Consider the following 22,333-nt stretch of genomic DNA (forward strand, 5'->3'; position numbering starts at 1 on the left):
AGCGCGGCAAACGGCGGGCTCGCGAGCCCCGCGATCCCAAACCGGGCATTGTAGCGTGCGACGCTGCAGGCCCTTTGGCCCCTTTACCGCACGCGCAAATGAAACACCCCGCAGCGCGAGGCGTGCGGGGTGGTGTGGCGGCCCCTGCGCGGCAACTGCCGCACGGTGCGCCGTGGCTTAGTCGAAGCGGCCGGTACGCGCCATCTCCATCAGGCGCGCGATGCGCTCCTCGGTGGCCGGGTGCGTCGAGAACAGATTCTGCAGGCCGCCGCCGTGCAGCGGGTTCATGATCATCATCTGCGCGGTGGCCGGATGCTGCTCGGCTGCCTGGAACGGGATACCCGCCGCATAGCGATGGATCTTGTCGAGCGCAGTCGCGAGCGACTGCGGATCACCGGAAATCTGCGCGCCGCCGCGATCGGCCTCGAACTCGCGTGCCCGCGAAATCGCCATCTGGATCAGCGCGCCGGCGATCGGCGCGAGCAATGCGACCGCGATACCCGCGATCGGGTTGGCCGGCCGGCCGTTCTCGTCGCGCCCGCCGAAAAACATCGCGAAGTTCGCGATTGCCGAGATCGCGCCCGCCATCGTCGCGGTAATCGTCGAGATCAGGATGTCGCGGTGCTTCACGTGGGCGAGCTCGTGCGCCATCACCCCGCGCATCTCGCGCTCCGACAGGACGCGCAGGATGCCCGTCGTCGCGGCGACTGCCGCGTGCTCGGGGTTGCGGCCCGTTGCGAACGCGTTCGGCGCATCCTCGTTGATCAGGTAGACGCGCGGCATCGGCAGGTTCGCGCGCGTGGCCAGCTCGCGCACCATCCGGTAGAACTGCGGCGCCGTGTTCTCGTCGACTTCCTGCGCGTTGTACATGCGCAGCACCATCTTGTCCGAGAACCAGTATGAGAAGAAATTCATGCCGAGCGCGAACAGCAGCGCGATCGTCATGCCCCGCGAGCCGCCGATCATCCCGCCGATCACGATGAACAGGGCCGTGATCGCGGCCATCAGCATCGCCGTTTTGACCCAATTGAACATACCCACTCCTTATCCGTCAGGGGACCCGCCGCGCATCAAAGGGCGCGGCGGAAAATTGTAAGCGATTTGTTAGATAAGGTCTTGCCGGAAAAATTCAATCTCAGCGTTGCGATGTTGCAAGACGAAGGCCGAGGCCGACGAAAGCGCTGCCGACCGTGCGGTCGAGCCACTTCTTGACGCCCGGCTTGCCGGAGAAGCGCTCCGTGACACTGCCCGCGACCCACGCGACGAGACTGGTCCACACCGTGCTCATCGCGACGAACACGCCGCCGAGGGTCAGGAACGCCCATGCCTTGTGCGGGCTGTCGGCCGACACGAACTGCGGAAAGAACGACACGAAGAACAACACGACCTTCGGGTTCAGCACGTTGGTCCAGAAACCCTGCATGAACAGCTGGCGCAGCGGCTTCGCGGCCTGTGGGGCCACGTTGCCCGACGGCGCGGCCGCCTGCTTCGCGACGAACATTCTCACGCCGAGGTAGATCAGGTAGGCGGCGCCGACCAGCTTGATTACCGTGAATGCAGCAGCCGACGCCGCGAGCAGCGCGGTCAGGCCGAATGCGCAGGCGAGCGCGTGAACGCAGCAGCCGGCCGAAATGCCGAACGCCGACATCAGCCCCGCGCCGCGACCCTGCGCGACGCTGCGGCCGACGATATAGGCCGTATCGGGACCGGGCGTGACGTTCAGCAGGAAGACTGCCAGCACGAAGAAGCCGAAATGGGTGATGCCGAACATGAAAACCTCGAAACCGGAGAGCGCAGGGAAATTCTACGCGCGCCTGCCGCGCCGCGCGACTCGGCCATCCGGCCGATTGCGCACGCGCGGCAGACCGTGTCGAATGTCGGTCAGGCCGCTTCAGGCAACGTCGGTCAGCGCGAAACGCTGGCCTGCGGCGAGCGGCGAGCCGGCCAGGAATTCGCGCGCGGGCAGCCGCTTGCCGCCCGGCTTCTGCAACTGCGTGACGCGCAGCGCCCCGCTGCCGCACGCGATGAGCACGCCTTCCGGTGCGACTTCGACAATCGTGCCGGGCGCCGCGTCGCCGCGCGCCGCCACTGGCTCGGCCGCCCACAGCTTGATCGCCGCGCCGTCGAGCGTCGCGACGCCGCCCGGGAACGGATCGAACGCACGCACCTGGCGCGCGAGCACGTCGGCCGGTTTGCGCCAATCGAGCGCCGCTTCGTGCTTGCCGATCTTCTCCGCATAGGTCACGCCGTCGGCCGGTTGCGGCGTCGCCGGCAGCACGCCGTCGCGCTCGAGCTGCACGAGCGCGTCGACGATCAGTCGCGCGCCTTCGGCGGCGAGCCGGTCGTGCAACGTCGCGGTCGTCTCGTCGGGGGCGATCGCGATGCGCGCTTCCTCGATCATCGCGCCGGTGTCGAGGCCGATGTCCATCTGCATCAGCGTGACGCCCGTCTGCGCGTCACCGGCCTCGATCGCACGGTGGATCGGCGCGGCACCGCGCCAGCGCGGCAGCAGCGACGCATGAATGTTGATGCAGCCGTGGCGCGGAATGTCTAGCACTTCCTGCGGCAGCAGCAGGCCGTATGCGGCGACCACCATCACGTCGTGCGGGGTCGAGCGCAGCAGCTCGATCGCGTCGGCCGCCTCGGCCGGGTACTTGCCAGCGCGGCGCAGCGACGGCGGTTGCGCGACGGGCATCCCGTGCTCGACGGCGTAGCGCTTCACCGCGCTCGCCTGCAGTTTCATCCCGCGCCCGGCAGGGCGATCGGGCTGGGTGAGCACGAGCGGCACCGGAAAACCGGCCTCGTGGATCGCGGCGAGGGCCGCCGCGGCGAATTCCGGCGTGCCGGCAAAAACTACGCGCAACGTATGGGTCATGACAGCGTTCGGGTTCGAGCTGGGCGAACGCGCGTTACATCGCGCGTTCGAGTTTCTTCATCTTCGTCTTGATGCGCGTCTGCTTGAGCGGCGACAGGTACTCGACGAACACGCGCCCCATCAGGTGATCCATCTCGTGCTGGACGCACACGGCCAGCAGGCCCTCGCAGTCGAGTTCGAAGGTCTCGCCCTGCTCGTTGAGCGCACGCACGCGCACGTGATCGGGACGCTCGACTTCGTCGTAGATGCCGGGCACCGACAGGCAGCCCTCTTCATAGATCTGCTTTGCGTCGCTCGACCACACGATCTCGGGATTGATGAACGCGCGCAGCTCGTTCTTCTCCTCGGAGACGTCGATCACGATCACGCGCTCGTGCACGTCGACCTGCGTGGCCGCAAGGCCGATGCCCGGCGCCGCATACATGGTCTCGGCCATGTCGGCGACGAGCTTGCGGATCCGGTCGTCGACCTTGTCGACGGGCTTCGCGACCTTGTGCAGCCGCTTGTCGGGGTAATGAAGAATATTGAGTAAAGCCATGGCGTTCGGTAATCGGTGGGGCGGCGTGCCGCATCGGCCATCCGGCCGGCTGGCGCTGCCGCCGGGATGCAATGAAGATGAGGCGGACGCACGGCGAATCAATGCCGCGGATCATGCCTCCTGCAATTGGCCGGGCGCCTGCGCGCGCGGCCCTGTCGAGTATTTCGGATGATGAAAATTTTATCATGGCGCCACGCGGTTCGCTGGCCACCGCATTCGAGGGGCGCCTCATGTCGCCGCAAGCGCTGACCACCTCCGCCGTGCGCGCGTGGCTGCAGCTCGCGCATGCGCCCGGCCTCGCCCCCGCCGTGCTGCAGGCACTGCTCGATGCGTTCGGCGCGCCGGACGCGCTGCTGCGTGCGTCCGACCATGCCATCGCCGCCGTAACCAGCGCCGCCGCCGCCCTGGCCGTGCGCGCGAGCGAGCGCGACGATCTCGACGCGCGCACCGACGCCGCGCTCGCATGGCTCGATGCGCCGGGCAATGCGCTCGTCACGCTGAACGATCCGGCCTACCCGCCGCGGCTGCGCGACCTGCACGATCCGCCGCTGCTGCTATATGTAAAGGGCCGGCTCGACCTGCTGCACGCGCGCAGTCTCGCCGTGGTCGGCAGCCGTCACGCAACGCCGCAAGGTCTCGCCGACGCGACGCGCTTCGCACGCGAACTGTCAGACGCGGGCCTTCCGATCGTGTCGGGCCTCGCGCTCGGGATCGACGGCGCCGCGCATCGTGGCGGGCTCGACGGCCGGTCGGGCACGGTCGCGGTGATCGCGACCGGCGCCGATCTCGTCTATCCGGCGCGGCACCGCGCACTCGCCCACGAGATCGCCGCACACGGCGCGATCGTGTCGGAATGGCCGCTCGGCACGCCTGCCCGCGCCGCGCATTTCCCGCAGCGCAACCGGCTGATCGCCGCGCTCGCGATCGGCGCACTCGTCGTCGAGGCCGCGCCGCGCTCGGGCTCGCTGATCACCGCACGGCTCGCGAATGAACTGGGGCGCGACGTGTTCGCGATGCCGGGCTCGATCCATGCGCCGCTCGCGCAAGGCTGTCACGCACTGATCCGCGACGGCGCGAAGCTGACGGCTGCGCCGCTCGACGTCCTCGAGGAATACGGGCTGGGCGAATCGAAAGCCGGCGCGGCGGGCGGTGCGGCGTGTTCCGGGCATCCGTGCGCGGACACCGGGGGCCTCCGCGAAACCGAAGCCGCCCCTCGGCGTGCCGCTACCGGGCTTATGCAAATTGGCGACCCCGTTCCGGCCGCCACGCCCGCCCGGGACGAGGCACCGCCGCCGGCGCCACCGCTGCCCGGCACCCCATCCGAACAGGCCGTGCTTGCCGCATTGGGATACGGCCCCGTTACCTACGAATGGCTCGCCGAGCACAGCGGCCTGTCCGACGACGTGCTGCACCGCGCGCTGCTTGCGCTGGAACTGGCCGGTCGCGTCGCCAGCCTGCCCGGCGGACGCTTCGCACGGCTTGACGCGGCGCGCACTTCGCCCGTGCATGGCGTGCTACATTCCCCCGCATAGGGGCGGCCAGGCCGCCAACGATCTCCAAGGAAACCCATGCCCGCGCTGAATCTCGACACCGATGCGGATCGGATCGCCGAGCGCCTCGCCGATCCCGGCACATTGCTCGTCGCCTGCCTGTGCGCCGAGTGGTGCGGCACGTGCCGCGACTACCGGACGGCCTTCGACCAGCTCGCCGACGCGCATCCGGACGCCTGCTTCGCCTGGATCGACATCGAAACGCATGCCGACCAGCTCGACGATCTCGACGTCGAGAACTTCCCGACGATCCTGATCGAAGACACCCACACCGCCCGCTTCTTCGGCACGGTGCTGCCGCATGCGGCGATCGTCGAGCGGATGCTGTCCGACCTGAGCGCGGTACCCGGCGCGCCGCACGCACCGAAATTGCGCAACGTCCTGACCGTCGAAGCCTGAATTCGTGAGCCGGTCCGGCGGTTTTACGCGCATTTGCGCGCCCCGCCGCGCCGGGCGCTTGCCGCCGCTGCGCCCCCCCCTCTATGATGGGCCGCTTTTTGCACGCCGAGCCGCCATCGCTGCGGCGTGTGCTATAAAGCGGTCGTAAAAGGCACCCACAACCGGCGAACCCGGTCTACCAACACACACCTGTCATGTCCAAAGCACTGATCATTGCGGAAAAGCCTTCTGTCGCGAACGACATCGCACGCGCTTTGGGCGGCTTTACCAAGCATGACGAGTATTACGAGAGCGACGATTTCGTCCTTTCGTCCGCTGTCGGCCACCTGCTGGAAATCGCCGCCCCGGAAGAGTACGAGGTCAAGCGCGGGAAATGGAGCTTCGCGCATCTGCCCGTCATCCCCCCGCATTTCGACCTGAACCCGATCGCAAAAAGCGAGTCGCGCCTCAAGGTGCTCACCAAGCTGTTGAAGCGCAAGGATGTCGACCGCCTGATCAACGCATGCGACGCGGGGCGCGAGGGCGAGCTGATTTTCCGCCTGATCGCGCAGCACGCGAAGGCGAAGCAGCCGGTCCAGCGCCTGTGGCTGCAGTCGATGACCCCGCAAGCGATCCGCGACGGCTTCGCGAACCTGCGCAGCGACGCGGACATGCTGCCGCTCGCCGACGCCGCGCGCTGCCGCTCGGAAGCCGACTGGCTCGTCGGGATCAACGGCACCCGCGCGATGACCGCGTTCAACAGCAAGGGCGGCGGCTTCTTCCTGACGACAGTTGGCCGCGTTCAGACGCCAACGTTGTCGATCGTCGTCGAACGCGAAGAGAAAATTCGCCGCTTCATCCCGCGCGACTACTGGGAAGTGAAGGCCGAATTCGCATGCGCGGGCGGCTTCTACGAGGGCAAGTGGTTCGACCCGAAATTCAAGCGAGACGAATTCGATCCGGAAAAGCGCGACTCCCGCCTGTGGAGCCTGCCGGCTGCCGAAACGATCGTCGCCGCGTGTCGCGACCAGGTCGGCACGGTCTCCGAGGAATCGAAGCCGTCGACGCAACTGTCGCCGCTGCTGTTCGACCTGACGAGCCTGCAGCGCGAAGCGAACAGCCGGTTCGGCTTCTCCGCGAAGAACACGCTCGGTCTCGCGCAGGCACTGTATGAAAAGCACAAGGTGCTGACCTACCCGCGTACCGACGCGCGCGCGCTGCCGGAAGACTATCTTTCGACGGTCCAGTCCACGCTCGAGATGCTCAAGGAGAGCAACAACTACCTGCCGCATGCGAAGCAGGTGCTCGACAAGGGCTGGGTGAAGCCGAACAAGCGGATCTTCGACAACTCGAAGATCAGCGACCACTTTGCAATCATCCCGACGCTGCAAGCGCCGAAGTCGCTGTCCGAGCCGGAGCAGAAGCTGTACGACATGGTCGTGAAGCGCTTCCTCGCCGTGTTCTTCCCGGCCGCCGAATTCCGTGTCACGACGCGGATCACCGAAGTCGCGGGCCATCACTTCAAGACCGAAGGCAAGGTGCTCGTCGAGCCGGGCTGGCTGCAGGTATACGGCCGCGATGCCGAAGGCGCGGATGCGAACCTGGTGCCGGTGCAGAAGGACGAGAAGGTGAAGACGGACGAAATCGCCGCCGTCGCGCTCGTCACGAAGCCGCCCGCACGCTACTCGGAAGCGACGCTGCTGTCCGCAATGGAAGGTGCGGGCAAGCTCGTCGAGGATGACGAACTGCGCGAGGCGATGGCCGCGAAGGGGCTCGGCACGCCGGCCACGCGCGCGGCGATCATCGAAGGCCTGCTCGGCGAGAAGTACCTCGTGCGCGAGGGACGCGAACTGATCCCGACCGCGAAGGCATTCCAGTTGATGACGCTGCTGCGCGGGCTCGGCGTGAAGGAACTCACCGCGCCCGAACTCACCGGCGAATGGGAATACAAGCTGTCGCAGATGGAGCGCGGCAACCTCGGACGCGAAGCGTTCATGCAGGAAATCGCCCGCATGACGCAGCAGATCGTCAAGCGCGCGAAGGAATACGATTCCGACACGATCCCCGGCGATTACGCGACGCTCGAGACGCCGTGCCCGAACTGCGGCGGCCAGGTAAAGGAAAACTACCGCCGTTTCGCGTGCACGAAGTGCGAGTTCTCGATCTCGAAGATCCCGGGCAGCCGGCAGTTCGAGATCGCGGAAGTCGAGGAACTGCTGCGCGAGAAGACGATCGGCCCGCTGTCCGGTTTCCGCAGCAAGATGGGCCGCCCGTTCTCGGCGATCCTCAAGCTGTCCTTCGACGACGAGACGAAGAACTACAAGCTCGAGTTCGACTTCGGCCAGGACACGGGCGGTGAGGAAGGCGAGGCGCCCGACTTCTCCGCGCAGGAGCCGGTCGGCGCATGCCCGAAATGCAAGGGCCGCGTGTTCGAGCACGGGATGAGCTACGTATGCGAGCACTCGGTGGCCAACCCGAAGACCTGCGACTTCCGCTCGGGCAAGGTGATCCTGCAGCAGGAAATCGCGCGCGAGCAGATGGGCAAGCTGCTTGCCGACGGCCGCACGGATCTGCTGCCGAACTTCAAGTCGTCACGCACGGGCCGCAACTTCAAGGCATTCCTCGTGAAGCAGCCCGACGGCAAGATCGGTTTCGAGTTCGAGAAGAAGGAGCCGAAAGCCGCTGCCGCGAAGAAGACGGCAAAATCGGCGACGAAAGATGCCGAAACCGTGACGGAAGGCGCCGAGGAGAAACCGGCACCGGCTCGCAAGACCGCCGCCCGCAAGACGACGGCGCGCAAGACGGGCTCGTAACGGCCTGACGGCCGGGGGTTCTCCCGGCCGCCAGGCCGAACGCCGGCAGGCAGCCATAAAAAACGCGGATCGATCGCTCGATCCGCGTTTTTCTTTTTGCCGGCGGCAACCGCCGCCCGGCCGTCGCGCCGTTATTACAGCGGCGACGGCGCCGCGACGCGCGTACGCGGCGAACGCGGCAGGCGCGGCGACAGGTTCGGGTCGGCCGATTCCGGCTGCTCCGCACGCGTCTCGACACCGATCGGCGCGAGCACCGAACCCTGCGCGGCCCATTGCTCGCCCATCGTTGCGTCGGTCGAGTGGCTGAAATGCTCGACGAGGTGGTCGATGAACGTGCGCACCTTCGCCGGCAGATGGCGCCGGCTCGGGTAAGCGATGTTGATCTCGACCTGCGGCAGCCGGAAATCCGGCAGCAGCCGCACGAGCGCGCCACGCGCGATGTCGCCGCCGATCAGGTAGCTCGGCAGGATCGCGACACCCATCCCGAGCAGCGCGAACTGGCGCAGCATCGCGGTGTTGTTCGCGACGATCACGTTGGTCGGGCGCACGCGCACTTCGCCGTCCGGCCCCGTGAACACACGCTCGTCGCCCCAGTATTCGGTCGGCAGGCTCAGGCTCGGATGCTCGGCGAGATGTTCCGGGTGGGTCGGCACGCCGTGCTTCTCCAGGTAGCTCGGCGTCGCGCACACGGTCATGCAACCCGTGGTCAGGCGCCGCGTGACGATGCTCGCGCTGCGCATCTGGCGCGTGACGACGATGCCGACGTCGAAGCCTTCCTCGACGAGATCGACCTGCCGGTCGACCAGCGTGAGATCCGGCACCACTTTCGGGAAATTCTCCGTGTACGACTGCAACACGGGCGCGAGGTTGTGCAGGCCGAACACGACCGGCGCGACGATGCGCAGCGTGCCGACCGGCTCGTGATTGCGCGCGACGACCATCTGCTCGACGTCCTCGAGCTCATCGAGGATCTGGCGGGCACGCTCCAGATAGACCTGGCCTGACTCCGTCAGGGAGAGACTGCGCGTGGTGCGGTTCAGCAAGCGCGTGCCGAGCCGACCTTCGAGGTCGGCGACGTGACGCGTCGCGACCGCGTTGGAGATATCCATTGCGCTCGCGGCCCGCGCGAAACTGCCGAGATCTGCAACCTTGACGAACACGCGCATCGACTGCAAGTGATCCATAAACGACTCCTGCCGCTAGTACAACTTCAAAAAGATGAAGCAAATGCGTAATTCTCCTACGACAGCGGAAATGATGCAGAGTTGCTCAACAAGGCCCCTGTTGACGATAAAAATAGTCAAAAATCCTCGCCCTATGCGGATAGTTGATCCAATTATTCTGATTGGAGCAACAATTGGGTGAACCTCGTCGAGTAAGCGTCCGAATCAGGAAGGACGTGTTTGATGCGACACAACAGCGCACCCTTGCGCCCGTCACGCGAGCGGCTCCGGGTCAGGCTGACGCCGATTGCGGCGGAGCGTAACAACCTGTTAAAAAGACACCATGAAGGCGGCCGACGTAGCATCATGTCGGCCCCGGCCGGGCGGGACGGGTGCGCGACGTGCGCCGCCGCCACTGCCGCTTTCAACGCGCGACACCCGCTCACCATGAAAATTGCCATCCTCGACGACTACCAGGACGCCGTCCGCAAGCTGAACTGCTTCGAGCTGCTTGCCGACCACGACGTGAAGGTCTTCAACAATACGGTGCGCGGATTGGGACAACTCGCGAGCCGTCTGGCGGAAGTCGAGGCGCTCGTGCTGATTCGCGAACGGACCCCGATTTCATCGCAACTGCTCGCCAAGCTGCCGAACCTGCGAATGATCAGCCAGACCGGCCGCATTTCGAGCCACATCGATCTCGAAGCCTGTACCGACCGCGGCATCGCGGTACTCGAAGGCACGGGTTCGCCGATCGCACCCGCCGAGCTCACCTGGGCGCTCGTGATGGCCGCCCAGCGCCGCATTCCGCAGTACGTCGCGAACCTGAAGCAGGGCGCCTGGCAGCAGTCGGGCCTGAAGACGTCGGCCATGCCGCCGAACTTCGGCCTCGGTCAGGTGCTGCGCGGCCAGACGCTCGGCATCTGGGGCTACGGCAAGATTGGCCGGCTCGTCGCCGGCTACGGCAAGGCATTCGGGATGAACGTGCTGATCTGGGGCCGCGAGCATTCGCTCGAGGCCGCGCGGGCCGACGGCTACACGGCTGCCGAAAGCCGTGAAGCGCTGTTCGAGCAGAGCGACGTGCTGTCGCTGCACCTGCGCATGCATGACGACACGCGCGGGATCGTGAAGCAGGAAGACCTGATGCGGATGAAGCCGACGTCGCTGCTCGTCAACACGAGCCGCGCCGAGCTGCTCGAGGAAAATGCACTGGTCAACGCGCTGTCGCACAACCGTCCGGGGATGGTCGCGATCGACGTGTTCGAAAGCGAGCCGATCCTGCAGGGCTACAGCCTGCTGCGGATGGAAAACGTGATCTGCACGCCGCACATCGGCTATGTCGAGCGCGAAAGCTACGAGCTCTACTTCAGCGCGGCGTTCAGGAACATCCTGGCGTTCGACCAGGGCGACATGTCGAGCGTCGTCAACCCGGAAGCACTGACGCCGCGCCGCGTGCGCTGAGCGCGGCCCCGCTTCCTGCTTCCCGTCTTCAGGCGGCCGCGCGGCCGCCCGTCATCGCGCCGACGCGCGTGAGGAAATGCTCGCCGTCGCGCCGCCCGAGGTCGTACGCATGCCGCATCTGCGACGGGCTCGTGTAATCCCAACTCGAAATCGGCACCTTGCTCGACGGCTGGACGTACTGCCGCCGCTGCTCGCCGTGCGCGACCGTGAACATCTGCGGGCGCGGGTACAGCCGCGTGACGAGCACCAGCACATCGCCCGGCGTCGGGTCGAGCGCGTCGACCGGCACGTTGTCGACCATCCCGCCGTCGAGCACGGGCCGGCCATCGCGGCGCAGCACCGGCGTGAACGGCGGCGTACAGGATGACTGCAGGATCAGGTCGGCGAGTTCGTCGACTCGCGTGCAGGCCTGCGCGCGCACGAATTCGGGCCGAAAACCGAGCGTGCGCCCGAGCGTCGGGTGCAGCGTCTTGCGCACATACTTCTCGATGTTGTACGCGACGAGGCCGGCGGCCACTGCGCTGCGCGCGCCGAGCCAGCGCGGCACGTGCGACACCCCGATGCGGATCTCCGGTGCCGCGGCCAGCTTCGCGAACGGCTCGCCGTAGATGTCGAGCAGCGCCTGACGGTAAATCCGGTAATGCGGAAACACGGGCTCGCGCCCGAACAGGTTGCCCCAGTACGCGTTCTTCCGGTTGTGGCGCAGCGCCTCTTCGTAATAGCGCATCACCCATGCGGCGTCGCGCGTATACAGCATGCACGCGGTCGCCGCGCCGGCCGAGATGCCGGTGATCACGCGCGGGCGCAGGTCGAGCGCCGGCTGGGCGACGTCCCAGAAGCCGGCCTGCCACCAGCAGCGATTGCCGCCGCCCGCAAAGACGATCTGGTCGAACATCGCGCCGCTCAGCTGACGAGCGCGTAGGTCGACGTCGCGTGGACGGCCATCTTGCCGTCTTCGTCGAACAGCTCGACTTCGCCGAATACGAGGTTGCGGCCCATCCGCAGCACGCGCGCGGTGACGAGCACGTCGCCCTTGCGCACGGGCCGCATGAAGTTCGTGTTCAACGACACGGTCGTCATCGGCCGGAACTCGCCGAGCGCGGCCGAGATCGCGACCACCATCGCGGTGTCGGCGGCCGCCGTGAACACCTGGCCGCAGATCACGCCGCCTGAATGACGGAATTCGCCGGAAAACGGCAGGCGCAGCGTGACGCTGTCGTCGCCGATCGACACGGGGACCAGACCGAGCGAGCGGACCCAGGGGGCCAGCAGGCGATCCAGCAATTCGCGGACTGCGTTTTCGTCCATCTTCGAAAGCCCAGAAAGCGTTGCGCGACCGCCGCGCAACACGTGTGGCGTCATCATACCGGGAGCGCGGAATCTCCGATCGCTCGTTATCGGACCGACAGCCGCCGTTGTCGTGACGAAATATTTTCAGGAAATCCGCAGAAAGGGCTTGCAAGGTCCGAAATACCCAGGCATAATCTTTCTTCTGTTGGGGGCGTTAGCTCAGTTGGTAGAGCAGCGGACTCTTAATCCGTAGGTCGAGTGTTCGAGTCACTCACGCCCCACCAGGAATTCCGAAGCCCGGTTAGCGAAAGCTAACCGGGCTTTTTCCTTTTCCGCCGCCGCACTCGCCGCGCGCGACCTGTCGCAGTACGCCACCGCCCGCCCGTTCCGCATCGTTTCCGCTAGAATCGTCCGACAAATATCACACGACCGGCGCAGGCATTGCCGTTTGCCCGCCGGCACTGAGAGAACATGGGACGTCAGACATGGAAGCATGTAACCGAGACGCGACCATTCAGAGAGCCTGGTTGCGCCGATATCGGCGAGTCCGTCGGGACACGCCACTCCCACGATCACGCCGGCATCCGCAGTGCGACGCACGAACCGGATCCGGTCATGGCGGGTAAGGACGCGCTCGTCGCCATGGCGCTCGGCGTCGTGCTGCTCGTGCTGGCCGGCATGCTTGCCGTCACGGCGGGCCAAGCGACCGGCCAGCTGGTCCGTGCGCCGGGCACGGTCGTGCGCATCGTCCAGGACAGCGACGCGATGCGCGCGTACCGGCCGATCGTCGCGTACCTCGCGAACGACGGCCAGCGTCGCGAAATCGCCGGCAATACCGCATCGACCGTCCCCGCCTACGACATCGGCGAGAACGTCGAGGTATGGCTCGACCCCAGCCACCCCGAACGCCCCGCACTGATCGACGATTTCGCGCAACGCTGGTTTCCGGCCGCCGTGGCGGCGCTGCTCGCCGTCGCATCGTTCGCGATCGGCGGCCTCCTGATCGTCGGCGGGCGCCGCCGCCGGTCATCCGAACCACCACCGGCCCGCCCCGCCCGCAAGCACGCGCGAAGACGCTGGGATATCGCAATCGCGCTGATTCCGATCGCGATCGGCACGGGCTTCGTCGCCGGCGCCGGTGCGGCCGGCCTGCGTCAGTGGCAGATCGCCCATCACTACGCGCGTTCGACCGGCCATGTCGTCGAGATCGCGGAAAACGCGCGCGCGTCCCGATCGCGCACGTCGCTGTATTCGGCGATCGTCGCGTTCACGACCGACAGTGGACGCCAGATCACGTTCGCCCAGGGCTCGGCGTCATCCCATCCGGGCCTGCGCGAAGGCGAAGCGGTCAACGTGCTGTACGACCCCGTCACACCGGAGCGCGCGGTCGTCGACCGCTTCTGGGATCGCTGGGGCCTCGCAGCCATCCTGTTCGCGATCGGCGCACCATTCCTCGCGGCCGGGCTGTTCATCGCCGTGACGCTGTGGCCGGAACACCCCGCGCACGAAGCCGCCCCATGACGCTCGCGCGCCGGCCGCGCATCGTGTGGCGCGACCACCGTCACGACGCGCGCGTCACCGCTCCCTGAACGCCTCCACCTTCGCGCGGTTCCCGCACGTGCGCATGTCGCACCAGCGGCGCCCGACGCCGCGGCCGCGATCGACGAAGAACCACGTGCACCGGCCGCACTGACGCACGCGCGCGAAGTCGTCGCTGCGCAGCAGCTGCTCGAAGCCGAGTGCGGCCGCATCGACCCAGCGCGACGTCGCGCGCGCGTCGGGCCGCCACGCGAACCGGCCGTCGACCGCCTCGAACGCGCTGCGCCCGATCGCGTCGCGAATCGCGACAGCGAGCCGGTCCACCGCGCGCGCGCCGGCCATGCCGCCGCCTCCGGCCGTCAGGTGTGCGATCGCGCTGTAAGCATCCTCCCGAAAGCGATGCAGCGCCGCCAGCGCATCGGCGTCGTCCCGCCTCGCATGACGCAGAAGCCGCGACAGATCGGCTGGCGCCACCAGCCCCGATCGTTGCGCCCACGCATGCACGGCCGGCCAGTCGACGAGCTTGTCCGCGTCGCGGGTCTTGCCCGTGTCGGCCACCGTGTTGAGGAAGTCGAGCGCCGGATGGCCGCCGACGAAATCGGCTGCGCCCCATTCGTGCGCGGGTCGCGCGGGTTCGTTTCGAGTAACCATTTATTTGCACCTGTCGGTTTCACGTCCGGGCAATCCGGAGTAACCTATTAACAACCAAAACAGGTTAGCACGGAGAGGCCGATGCTCGAACTCGCCAATCGCTTCATTTTCGAAGGCCACCGGATTGCCTGGGGAACGCTCGGCGAAGGCCCGCCGCTCGTGCTCGTGCACGGCACGCCGTTTTCGTCGCAGGTGTGGCGCCGGATCGCACCGTGGCTCGCGCGACGTCATCGCGTGTTCTTCTACGACCTGCTCGGCTACGGTCAATCCGACATGCCGGACGCGGACGTGTCGCTCGGCCGCCAGAACGGGCTGTTCGCCTCGATGCTCGACGCGTGGAAAATCTCACGCCCGCGCGTGCTCGCGCACGACTACGGCGGCGCAACCGTGCTGCGTGCGCACTTCCTCGACGGGGTCGCATATGCGGACCTCACGCTCGTGAATCCGGTCGCGATCGCGCCGCAGGGTTCGCCGTTCGTGCGCCACGTCGCGCAGCACGAAGCCGCATTCACCGGATTGCCTGCGTATGCGCATCACGCGCTCGTGTCGGCCTATCTCGGCCATGCGGTCGCCCGGCCGCTGAGCGACGAGGCGCTGTCGATCTACCGTGCGCCGTGGCTCACGCCTGCCGGTCAGGCCGCGTTCTATCGCCAGATCGCGCAGATGCGCCAGCGCTACATCGAGGAAGCCGAGGCTCGTTACGCGCCGCCGGACTTTCCGGTGCGCATCGTATGGGGCGAGGACGACGCGTGGATTCCGCTTGAACAGGGGCAGGCGCTGGCTGATCGCATCGCAAGCGGCACGCTGATCAGGGTGCCCGGTGCAGGCCACCTGGTGCAGGAAGATGCGCCGGAGGCGATCGTCGCGGCGGTGCTCGACAGGCCAGGGCAAGGTTGACGCCCGCCGTACCGCATGCCGCTTTTCGCCTGTCGCGTCAGAACACCGGCACGCCCTGCGCAAGCGTCGAGATGAACTTCGCGGTGCGCGGATCGCGCGGGTCGCCGAACAGGTCGCGCGATGCACCGGCTTCGACGACGCGCCCCTCCGCGAGAAACACCGCGTCGTGCGCGATCGACGCGGCCAGGCGCAGGTCGTGGGTGGCCATCAGCATCGTCGTGCCTTCGCGTGCAAGCTGGCGCAGCACCTCGACCACTTCGACGGACAACTCCGGATCGAGTGCCGACGTCGGCTCGTCGCACAACAGCACCTGCGGCGACGGCGCGAGCGCACGTGCGATCGCAACGCGCTGCTGCTGGCCGCCCGACAGCGTGCCGGGCCAGGCGTCGGCCTTGTCCGCGATGCCGACCTTCTCGAGCAGCGCGAGCGCGCGTTCGCGGGCTCGCTCTCGCGGCCAGCGCTGCACGGTGACGAGCCCTTCCATCACGTTCTGCACGACACTCAGGTGCGGAAACAGCTGGAAGTTCTGAAACACCATGCCGGTCTGGCGGCGCACGGCGAACACGGCGTCACGCGCCAGGCGGTACGCCGGCGAGAAGTCGATGCGTGCATCGCCGACCGTCAGCGTGCCAGCCTCGGGCACTTCGAGCAGGTTCACGCAACGCAGCAGCGTGCTCTTGCCGCTACCGGATGGCCCGATCAGCGCCGTCACGCTGCCGGGCTGCAACGCGAGGTCGATCCCGTGCAACACACGATGCGCGCCAAACGACTTGTCGATGCGTTCGAGCCGGATCATCGCCACTCCGCCTGGAACAGCGCGTGACGACCGAAGCGAATTTCGAGGCGACGCTGCAGCGTCGACAGCACCGAACTGAGCAGCAGATAGATCAGCGCGGCTTCCGTATAGAGAATCATCGGCTCGTAGGTCACGGCTGCGATCCGCTGCGCGGCCTGGAAGATCTCCGGCACGGTCAGCACGGCCGCGAGCGATGTGTCCTTCACGAGCGAAATGAACGAATTCGACAGCGCCGGCAGCGCGACGCGCGCGGCCTGCGGCAGGATCGCGCGGCGCAGCGCCTGCGGCCGCGTCATCGCCATCGAGTACGCGGCTTCCCACTGCCCCTTCGGAATCGATTCGATCACGCCGCGGATCACCTCGGCGTTGTACGCGCCGACGTTCAGCGAGAAGCCGATCACCGCGGCCGTCAGCGGATCGAGCACGATGCCGACGCTCGGCAGGCCGTAGAAGATCACGAACAGCTGCACGAGCAGCGGCGAACCGCGAAACAGCCAGATGTAGAAGCGCACGGCGGCTTGCGCCCAGCGCGGCCCGAACAGCCGCGTGAGCGCCGCGCCGAATGCGAGCAGCAGGCCGATCGCGAACGACGCGAGCGTGAGCGGCACCGTGAACACGAGCCCCGCGACGAGCAGGGGCCGCAGCGATTCCGCCATCAGGTGAAGCCAGGCCGGCATCGTTCAGCCTCGCGTCACGGCTGCGACACGTCGCGGCCGAAATACTTCTGCGAGATCTTCGCGTAGGTGCCGTCGGCCTTGATGTCCGCGAGCGCCTTGTCGATCGCGGCCACCAGCGCCGGGCTGCCCTTGCGCAGCAGCACGCCCGATGCGTCGCTCGCGCCCCCCGTGTCGGTCGCCGCGATCTTCAGTTTCGCGTCGGGCTTGTGCTTGCGGAAATCGAGGTACGACAGCGAATCGTTGATCGTCGCGTCGACGCGCCCCGAGCTGAGCAGGTCGATCGATTCGTTGAAGCCCTGCACGGGCACGACGTCCGCGCCGTGCGCGGCCGCGAGCTTGCCGAAATTGCTGGTCAGCGTGTTCGCGGATTTCTTGCCCTTGAGATCGTCGAACGAGCGGATCGTCGTGTTGTCCGCGCGCACGATCAGCACCGCGCGCGACGTGATGTACGGCGTCGAGAAATCGTATTTCGCCTTGCGTGCATCGGTGATCGACACTTCATTGACGACCGCGTCGTAGCGGTTCACGTCGAGGCCCGCGATCAGCCCGTCCCACTTTCCTTCGACGAACTGCGGCTTCACGCCGAGGCGCTGCGCGATCGCGGTCGCGATGTCGACATCGAAGCCCGTCAGCTTGCCGGTTTCGTCGTGGTACGTGAACGGCGCGTACGTGCCTTCGGTACCGACCCGGAACACGCCGGAAGACTTGATCTGCGACAGGTCGTCGGCAGCCAGTGCGCCCGTGACCGAAACGGCCTGCAGCATGGCAACGACCAGGATGGAGCGAAGGAATTTCATGGTGCGGACCCCGAATGATTGGACGGAATTTTCCCGCGGCACATGGATGCCGTTCGAGAGGTCCGCGAATTCTACCGACGCGCCGGGGCCCGGCAAAAACGCAAATCGGCTATCGATATGAGCCGATCGAATAACGCGCGCACCGGCTGCGAAACCGGTGCGCGCGGCTGACACGCCACTTACCACGGCAGCGAATACGTCTTCGTATTCGTGAAGCTCTTCATCGCTTCCTGCACGCCCTCCTTGTAGCCGAGCCCCGAATCCTTCACGCCGCCGAACGGCGTCAGTTCGAGCCGGTAACCCGGCACTTCGCGCACGTTCACGCTGCCGACTTCCAGCTCGGTGATGAAGCGCGTGATGGTGTCGAAGCGGTTCGTGCAGACCGACGACGACAGCGCATAGTCGGTGCTGTTCGACATCCGGATCGCTTCGTCGATGTTGCTGAAGCGCATGATCGGCGACACCGGGCCGAAGGTTTCGTATTTCACGAGCGGCATGTCGGGCGTCACGCGGTCGATCACCGTCGGCGAATACAGCGCGCCGTCGCGCACGTTGCCGACCAGGAGCCGTGCACCGCGCGCGATCGCATCGTTCACCTGCTGCTCGCAGAACTTCGCGGCCGCCTCGTCGATCACCGTGCCCATGTCGACCGACGGATCGGCGGGATTGCCGTACGACCACGCCTTGGTTTTCTCGACCACGAGCGCCGTGAAGCGATCGGCCACCGACTCGTGCACGAGCATCCGCTTGATCGCCGTGCAGCGCTGGCCCGAGTTTTTATACGAACCCGACACCGCGAGCGTGCTCGCTTCGTCGAGATCGGCGTCCTCCATCACGATGATCGGATCGTTGCCGCCGAGTTCGAGCACCGCCCGCCGGTAGCCCATCCGCGATGCAATCGACTTGCCGATCGATACGCCGCCCGTGAACGTGATCAGGTCGATCGCCGGGTTCGTGATCAGCTCGTCGGCAATCTCCTGCGGGTCGCCGGTGACGACCTGCAGCATCTGCGGCGGCAGGCCGGCTTCGTACAGGATGTCCGCGAACAGGTAGCACGACAGCGGCACCTTTTCCGACGGCTTCACGACGATCCGGTTGTTGGTCGCGACCGACGGCACGATCTTGTGCGCGACCTGGTTCATCGGGTGGTTGAACGGCGTGATCGCCGAAATCACGCCGAGCAGCGGGTCGCGCTGCGTGTATACGCGGCGCTTCTTGCCGTGCGGGGTCAGGTCGCACGAGAAGATCTGACCGTCGTCCTTCAGCACTTCACCGGCGCCGAACGTCAGCACGTCGGCCACGCGGCCGGCTTCGTATGTCGTGTCCTTGACGCACAGCCCGGACTCGGCCGTGATCAACGCTGCAATCTCGGCGGTGCGCGAACGCACGATGTCGGCCGCGCGACGCAGGATCGCGGCCCGATCGTGACGCGTGAGCGTCGGCCGGTATGCACGCGCGGCCGCGAAGGCACGCCGCACGTCGTCCAGTGTCGCCTTCGGCACGGTGCCGACCAGCGAGCCGTCGTACGGGTTGCGCACTTCGATTACCGCATCCCGATGAATCCGTTCGCCGTCGATTCGCAGTGCTTCGCGACGAATCTCGCGGACGTCCGTCGATGCCGCAATGGCGTTCATGAGTGTGTCCCCTTGCGGATGCGTGTGCATCACTGCAGATGGTTGAGCGCGATGTCGATGATGTCGAAGTTGCGCAGCCGCGCGCGGCCCGAGACGTCGCCGGCGACCGGCTTGCTGAAGATCAGCGGCACGATCTGCTCGGAGATCCCGCCGTGCGAGCGCAGCGGCACGTCGAGCCCCGACAGGTCGTGCCTGATACGGCGCGTGCCGAGCACGACGTCCTGCTTCGAGATCACGATCAGGTCGCCCATCCGCGCCGGCGGCAGCTCGAAGCGCGCGCAACCCTCGGCGCCCGTCAGCACGACCTCGATGCCGTCGACCGCGGCGAGCCGTGCGCGCAGCGCCTCGGCATCGGCAGTCGCCGGCACGTAGACGGTCGCAAACGAACCGAGCGCGCCGTGATGCACGACGTACGGATCGGTGATCGGCAGGATCACGCGCGCCGCCTCCTCGCCGAGCCACTCGTCGAACAGCTCCTGCAGGTAGATCACGTTCGGCTCGCCGGTTACATCGTCGTGCTTCGCGTTCATTCCGTGGTCGGCCGTGATCGCGACGATTGCACCGAGTGCGTCGAGGCGCTGCAGGTACGTGTCCATCATCGCGTAGAACGCGTTCGCGCCTTCCGTGCCGGGCGCACACTTGTGCTGCACGTAGTCGGTCGTCGACAGGTACATCAGGTCGATCGGGCGCGTCTCGAGCAGGCGCACGCCGGCCGCGAACACGAATTCCGACAGATCCGCGCTGTACACGCTCGGCACCGGCTTGCCGACCAGTTCGAGCACGTTGTCGATGCCGTTTTCCTCGAGGCTCGCCTCGTCGGCCTTTTCCGACGAGAAGCAGATGCCCGTCAGCCCCTTGCCGAGCAGGCGGCGCAGCTTGTCCTTCGCGGTGACGACCGCGACACGCGCGCCTTGCTCCGCGAAGGTCGCGAGCACGGTGGGTGCGACCAGGTACTTCGGATCGTTCATCAACACCTCGGCACCGGTGTCGCGATCGTAGAAGTAGTTGCCGCTAATCCCGTGGATCGACGGCGGCACGCCTGTAACGATCGACAGGTTGTTCGGGTTCGTGAAGCTCGGCACCACGCACTCGCCCTTGAGCGCCGTGCCCGGCTTCAGCAGCGTGCGCAGGAACGGCGCGACGCCAGCCTCCGCCGCTTCTTCCAGATATTCGTATGCGCAGCCATCGACGCAGACGACCACCACGGGCCGGCTCATCCAGTTGTAGCGGCGGCCGTTCACTTCCACGGATACAGGCGTTTCATTCATGACGTTCATTCCTTTCAGTTCGAAGGGTAGAGCCGTCGGCGCCCGCGTCGCGCCGAAGGAGGTGCTCTCCATGCTTGACATTACAATTGATGATTTGTATATTGTCAACAACATGCAGAGAACAGAAAGCAAAACGACGTAGCGGAAAGCGGGCGGGTCTCCACTCGTCCACCGCGTGGCGCGGCGTCACGGACAAGGGCGAAGATGATTCGAACGACGATTTCAAGCGGTTTTATCGGGAGGTCGGAAAGCGCGGCGACGTTCCGTATCCAGGCAAGCTCACCGAAACCGGGACGTTGCGCGCCGGGTGCATCGGCCATGTCGGCGACGCCGGCATCCCGGGCGCCGTCGCGGCAATCGCCGACACGTTGCGGGCGATGGGCGTACGTCGCGTGGTGTTGGCCGAAGCGCCGGCCCGACGTGACGTGACATGAAGCAATGCACCCGGCCGCGCGGCCATGCGCGGCCGACACCTCCGTATGTCGCCACGCGGCGGCCCGCTTTTCCCGCCGTGTGCGCACGGCTCGCCCCTTATTGAAGAAACACCCGATGCGACCCTTCTGGATCGAACAAGCGCTGTTCAACGACGGCGATCTCGCCCCCGCACTGCAAGGCGCGACGCAGGCCGACGTGTGCATCGTCGGCGGCGGCTTCACCGGGCTCTGGACCGCGATCCAGGCGAAGCAGCAGCATCCCGCGCTCGACATCGCGATCGTCGAGGCCGACCTGTGCGGCGCCGGCGCGAGCGGTCGCAACGGCGGCTGCCTGCTCACGTGGTCCGCAAAATTCCTGACGCTGCGGCGGCTGTTCGGCGAAGCCGAGGCGATCCGGCTCGTCAAGGCATCCGAAGCGGCCGTGCAGCACATCGCCGATTTCTGCCGCACGCACGACATCGATGCCGAGCTGCGGCTCGACGGTACGCTGTACACCGCGACGTCGCGCGCGCAGGTCGGCACGCTCACGCCGGTACTCGACGCGCTCGCCGCATGCGGCATCCACAGCTACGAGCCGCTGCCGCCCGCCGAAGTCGCGCGCCGCTCGGGTTCCGCGCGCAATCTCGACGGCGTCTACTCGCCGATCGCCGCGACCGTGCATCCCGGCAAGCTCGTGCGCGGGCTGCGCCGCGTCGCGCTCGCGATGGGTATCCGGATCTACGAACGCACGCCGATGCTCGACTTCACGCCCGGGCAGCCGGCCGTCGTGCGCACGCCGTCCGGCAGCGTGCGCGCGGGCAAGCTCGTGTTCGCGATCAACGCGTGGATGGCGAGCCGCTTCCCGCAGTTCGAGCGCACGATCGCGGTCGTGTCGAGCGACATGGTCATCACCGAGAAATGCCCGGAACTGCTCGCGAAGACCGGGCTCGTGGACGGCGTGTCGGTGCTCGATTCACGGATCTTCGTCTACTACTACCGCACCACCGCCGACGGGCGGCTGATGCTCGGCAAGGGCGGCAACACGTTCTCGTGGCGCAACCGCATCGCGCCTGTGTTCGACCAGCGCTCGCCGTACGAGGCGCAGCTCACGCAAAGCCTGCGCGCGTTCTTTCCGTCGCTCGCGGGCGTACCGGTCACGGCGAGCTGGAACGGGCCGTCGGATCGCTCGGTCACCGGCTTCCCGTTCTTCGGCCGCCTCGACGACGCGCCGAACGTGTTCTACGGCTTCGGCTACTCGGGTAACGGCGTGGGGCCGACCTACATGGGCGGGCAAATCCTGTCGTCGCTTGTCCTCGGCCTCGACAACGCGTGGACGCGCAGCCCGCTCGTGCGCGGCCCGCTTGGAGCGTTCCCGCCGGAGCCGATCCGCTATGTCGGCGCGCACGTCGTGCGCAATGCGATCCGCCGCAAGGAACGTGCGGAGGACGAGAGCCGGCGGCCGTCGGCGGTCGACACATGGCTCGCAAAACTCGCGAGCGCGGCCGGGAAGGCCGACAAGGCGTGACGACGCGTTGACCTGCAGGACCTGACGATGCAATGACAAAGGGACGCTGAAAAGCGTCCCTTTGCTTT

20 protein-coding genes, 1 tRNA gene and 1 pseudogene are annotated in these 22,333 nt (G+C 66.7%); 9 read left to right on the top strand and 13 right to left on the bottom strand.

Annotated features, from left to right (window positions below; genetic code table 11):
- Positions 1–177: 177 nt before the first annotated feature.
- The 4 genes from htpX to def all read right to left on the bottom strand — a co-directional run bounded on the left by htpX (position 178) and on the right by def (position 3,413).
- Positions 178–1,035 carry a zinc metalloprotease HtpX gene (gene htpX / locus HWX39_RS28750; RefSeq protein WP_011353570.1) on the bottom strand — a complete coding sequence of 286 codons (858 nt, stop codon included), beginning with the start codon at positions 1,033–1,035 and terminating at the stop codon, positions 178–180.
- Positions 1,036–1,135: 100 nt separating this feature from the next.
- A complete protein-coding gene (locus HWX39_RS28755; protein WP_175971085.1) occupies positions 1,136–1,771 on the bottom strand; it encodes a LysE family translocator in 636 nt (211 codons plus the stop codon).
- A gap of 120 nt (positions 1,772–1,891) precedes the next feature.
- Complete coding sequence (gene fmt, locus HWX39_RS28760) at positions 1,892–2,875, bottom strand: methionyl-tRNA formyltransferase (RefSeq protein WP_175971086.1); 984 nt, start codon at positions 2,873–2,875, stop codon at positions 1,892–1,894.
- 34 nt (positions 2,876–2,909) lie between these two features.
- The gene (gene def, locus HWX39_RS28765; RefSeq protein WP_006477461.1) at positions 2,910–3,413 is read right to left on the bottom strand and encodes a peptide deformylase; all 504 of its coding nucleotides are present in this window, start codon (positions 3,411–3,413) and stop codon (positions 2,910–2,912) included.
- A 185-nt stretch (positions 3,414–3,598) separates the two neighbouring features.
- Here def and dprA point away from each other — a divergent pair, with 185 nt between their 5' ends.
- The 3 genes from dprA (at position 3,599) to HWX39_RS28780 (ending at position 8,154) form a co-directional block, all read left to right on the top strand.
- Positions 3,599–4,945 carry a DNA-processing protein DprA gene (gene dprA / locus HWX39_RS28770; RefSeq protein WP_244135117.1) on the top strand — a complete coding sequence of 449 codons (1,347 nt, stop codon included), beginning with the start codon at positions 3,599–3,601 and terminating at the stop codon, positions 4,943–4,945.
- A gap of 36 nt (positions 4,946–4,981) precedes the next feature.
- Positions 4,982–5,362 carry a thioredoxin family protein gene (locus tag HWX39_RS28775; RefSeq protein WP_021159864.1) on the top strand — a complete coding sequence of 127 codons (381 nt, stop codon included), beginning with the start codon at positions 4,982–4,984 and terminating at the stop codon, positions 5,360–5,362.
- A 194-nt stretch (positions 5,363–5,556) separates the two neighbouring features.
- Positions 5,557–8,154, top strand: coding sequence for a DNA topoisomerase III (locus HWX39_RS28780; RefSeq protein ID WP_175951222.1), 2,598 nt, complete (start codon positions 5,557–5,559; stop codon positions 8,152–8,154).
- Positions 8,155–8,288: 134 nt separating this feature from the next.
- Here the strand turns inward: HWX39_RS28780 and HWX39_RS28785 are convergent, their stop codons facing one another.
- Complete coding sequence (locus HWX39_RS28785) at positions 8,289–9,338, bottom strand: LysR family transcriptional regulator (RefSeq protein ID WP_175971088.1); 1,050 nt, start codon at positions 9,336–9,338, stop codon at positions 8,289–8,291.
- 426 nt (positions 9,339–9,764) lie between these two features.
- Here HWX39_RS28785 and HWX39_RS28790 point away from each other — a divergent pair, with 426 nt between their 5' ends.
- Positions 9,765–10,778: a D-2-hydroxyacid dehydrogenase family protein gene (locus HWX39_RS28790; protein WP_175971090.1), complete on the top strand. Its 1,014-nt coding sequence runs from the start codon at positions 9,765–9,767 to the stop codon at positions 10,776–10,778.
- Between the two features lie 28 nt (positions 10,779–10,806).
- On the opposite strand, the gene HWX39_RS28795 is transcribed toward HWX39_RS28790, so the two are convergent.
- Positions 10,807–11,673 (bottom strand): patatin-like phospholipase family protein, encoded by an 867-nt coding sequence (locus HWX39_RS28795; RefSeq protein ID WP_175971091.1) that lies wholly within the window; start codon positions 11,671–11,673, stop codon positions 10,807–10,809.
- Positions 11,674–11,681: 8 nt separating this feature from the next.
- Positions 11,682–12,086 carry a PaaI family thioesterase gene (locus HWX39_RS28800; protein ID WP_027785770.1) on the bottom strand — a complete coding sequence of 135 codons (405 nt, stop codon included), beginning with the start codon at positions 12,084–12,086 and terminating at the stop codon, positions 11,682–11,684.
- Between the two features lie 190 nt (positions 12,087–12,276).
- Here HWX39_RS28800 and HWX39_RS28805 point away from each other — a divergent pair.
- Positions 12,277–12,352: transfer RNA gene (locus tag HWX39_RS28805), tRNA-Lys, on the top strand.
- A 187-nt stretch (positions 12,353–12,539) separates the two neighbouring features.
- The gene (locus tag HWX39_RS28810) at positions 12,540–13,589 is read left to right on the top strand and encodes a DUF3592 domain-containing protein (RefSeq protein WP_175971093.1); all 1,050 of its coding nucleotides are present in this window, start codon (positions 12,540–12,542) and stop codon (positions 13,587–13,589) included.
- A 54-nt stretch (positions 13,590–13,643) separates the two neighbouring features.
- On the opposite strand, the gene HWX39_RS28815 is transcribed toward HWX39_RS28810, so the two are convergent.
- Positions 13,644–14,258 carry a CGNR zinc finger domain-containing protein gene (locus HWX39_RS28815; protein ID WP_175971094.1) on the bottom strand — a complete coding sequence of 205 codons (615 nt, stop codon included), beginning with the start codon at positions 14,256–14,258 and terminating at the stop codon, positions 13,644–13,646.
- Positions 14,259–14,339: 81 nt separating this feature from the next.
- Here HWX39_RS28815 and HWX39_RS28820 point away from each other — a divergent pair, with 81 nt between their 5' ends.
- Positions 14,340–15,155, top strand: a complete 816-nt coding sequence (locus HWX39_RS28820; protein ID WP_175971096.1) for an alpha/beta fold hydrolase — start codon at positions 14,340–14,342, stop codon at positions 15,153–15,155.
- A gap of 37 nt (positions 15,156–15,192) precedes the next feature.
- Here HWX39_RS28820 and HWX39_RS28825 read toward each other — a convergent pair whose 3' ends face one another.
- The 5 genes from HWX39_RS28825 to phnA form a co-directional block, all read right to left on the bottom strand.
- A complete protein-coding gene (locus tag HWX39_RS28825) occupies positions 15,193–15,951 on the bottom strand; it encodes an amino acid ABC transporter ATP-binding protein (protein ID WP_175971097.1) in 759 nt (252 codons plus the stop codon).
- The gene (locus HWX39_RS28830) at positions 15,948–16,628 is read right to left on the bottom strand and encodes an amino acid ABC transporter permease (protein ID WP_069249162.1); all 681 of its coding nucleotides are present in this window, start codon (positions 16,626–16,628) and stop codon (positions 15,948–15,950) included. The genes HWX39_RS28825 and HWX39_RS28830 overlap by 4 nt, the downstream gene beginning before the upstream one ends.
- Before the next feature lie 14 nt (positions 16,629–16,642).
- On the bottom strand, positions 16,643–17,425 hold the full coding sequence (locus HWX39_RS28835; RefSeq protein WP_175971099.1) for an amino acid ABC transporter substrate-binding protein: 783 nt from the start codon (positions 17,423–17,425) through the stop codon (positions 16,643–16,645).
- Between the two features lie 179 nt (positions 17,426–17,604).
- Positions 17,605–19,059 carry a phosphonoacetaldehyde dehydrogenase gene (phnY, locus tag HWX39_RS28840; RefSeq protein ID WP_175971101.1) on the bottom strand — a complete coding sequence of 485 codons (1,455 nt, stop codon included), beginning with the start codon at positions 19,057–19,059 and terminating at the stop codon, positions 17,605–17,607.
- A gap of 29 nt (positions 19,060–19,088) precedes the next feature.
- Entirely contained in the window at positions 19,089–20,327 is a 1,239-nt protein-coding gene (gene phnA / locus HWX39_RS28845) for a phosphonoacetate hydrolase (protein WP_175971103.1), read from the bottom strand.
- Positions 20,328–20,530: 203 nt separating this feature from the next.
- Between phnA and HWX39_RS28850 the strand changes: the two are divergent.
- A pseudogene (locus HWX39_RS28850) lies at positions 20,531–20,761 on the top strand (2-aminoethylphosphonate--pyruvate transaminase); the annotation flags it as partial.
- Between the two features lie 115 nt (positions 20,762–20,876).
- The gene (locus HWX39_RS28855) at positions 20,877–22,265 is read left to right on the top strand and encodes an FAD-dependent oxidoreductase (RefSeq protein WP_175971104.1); all 1,389 of its coding nucleotides are present in this window, start codon (positions 20,877–20,879) and stop codon (positions 22,263–22,265) included.
- The last annotated feature ends 68 nt before the right edge of the window (positions 22,266–22,333 follow it).

This window comes from Burkholderia sp. BCC0322, from assembly GCF_902833045.1.
GTDB lineage: Bacteria > Pseudomonadota > Gammaproteobacteria > Burkholderiales > Burkholderiaceae > Burkholderia.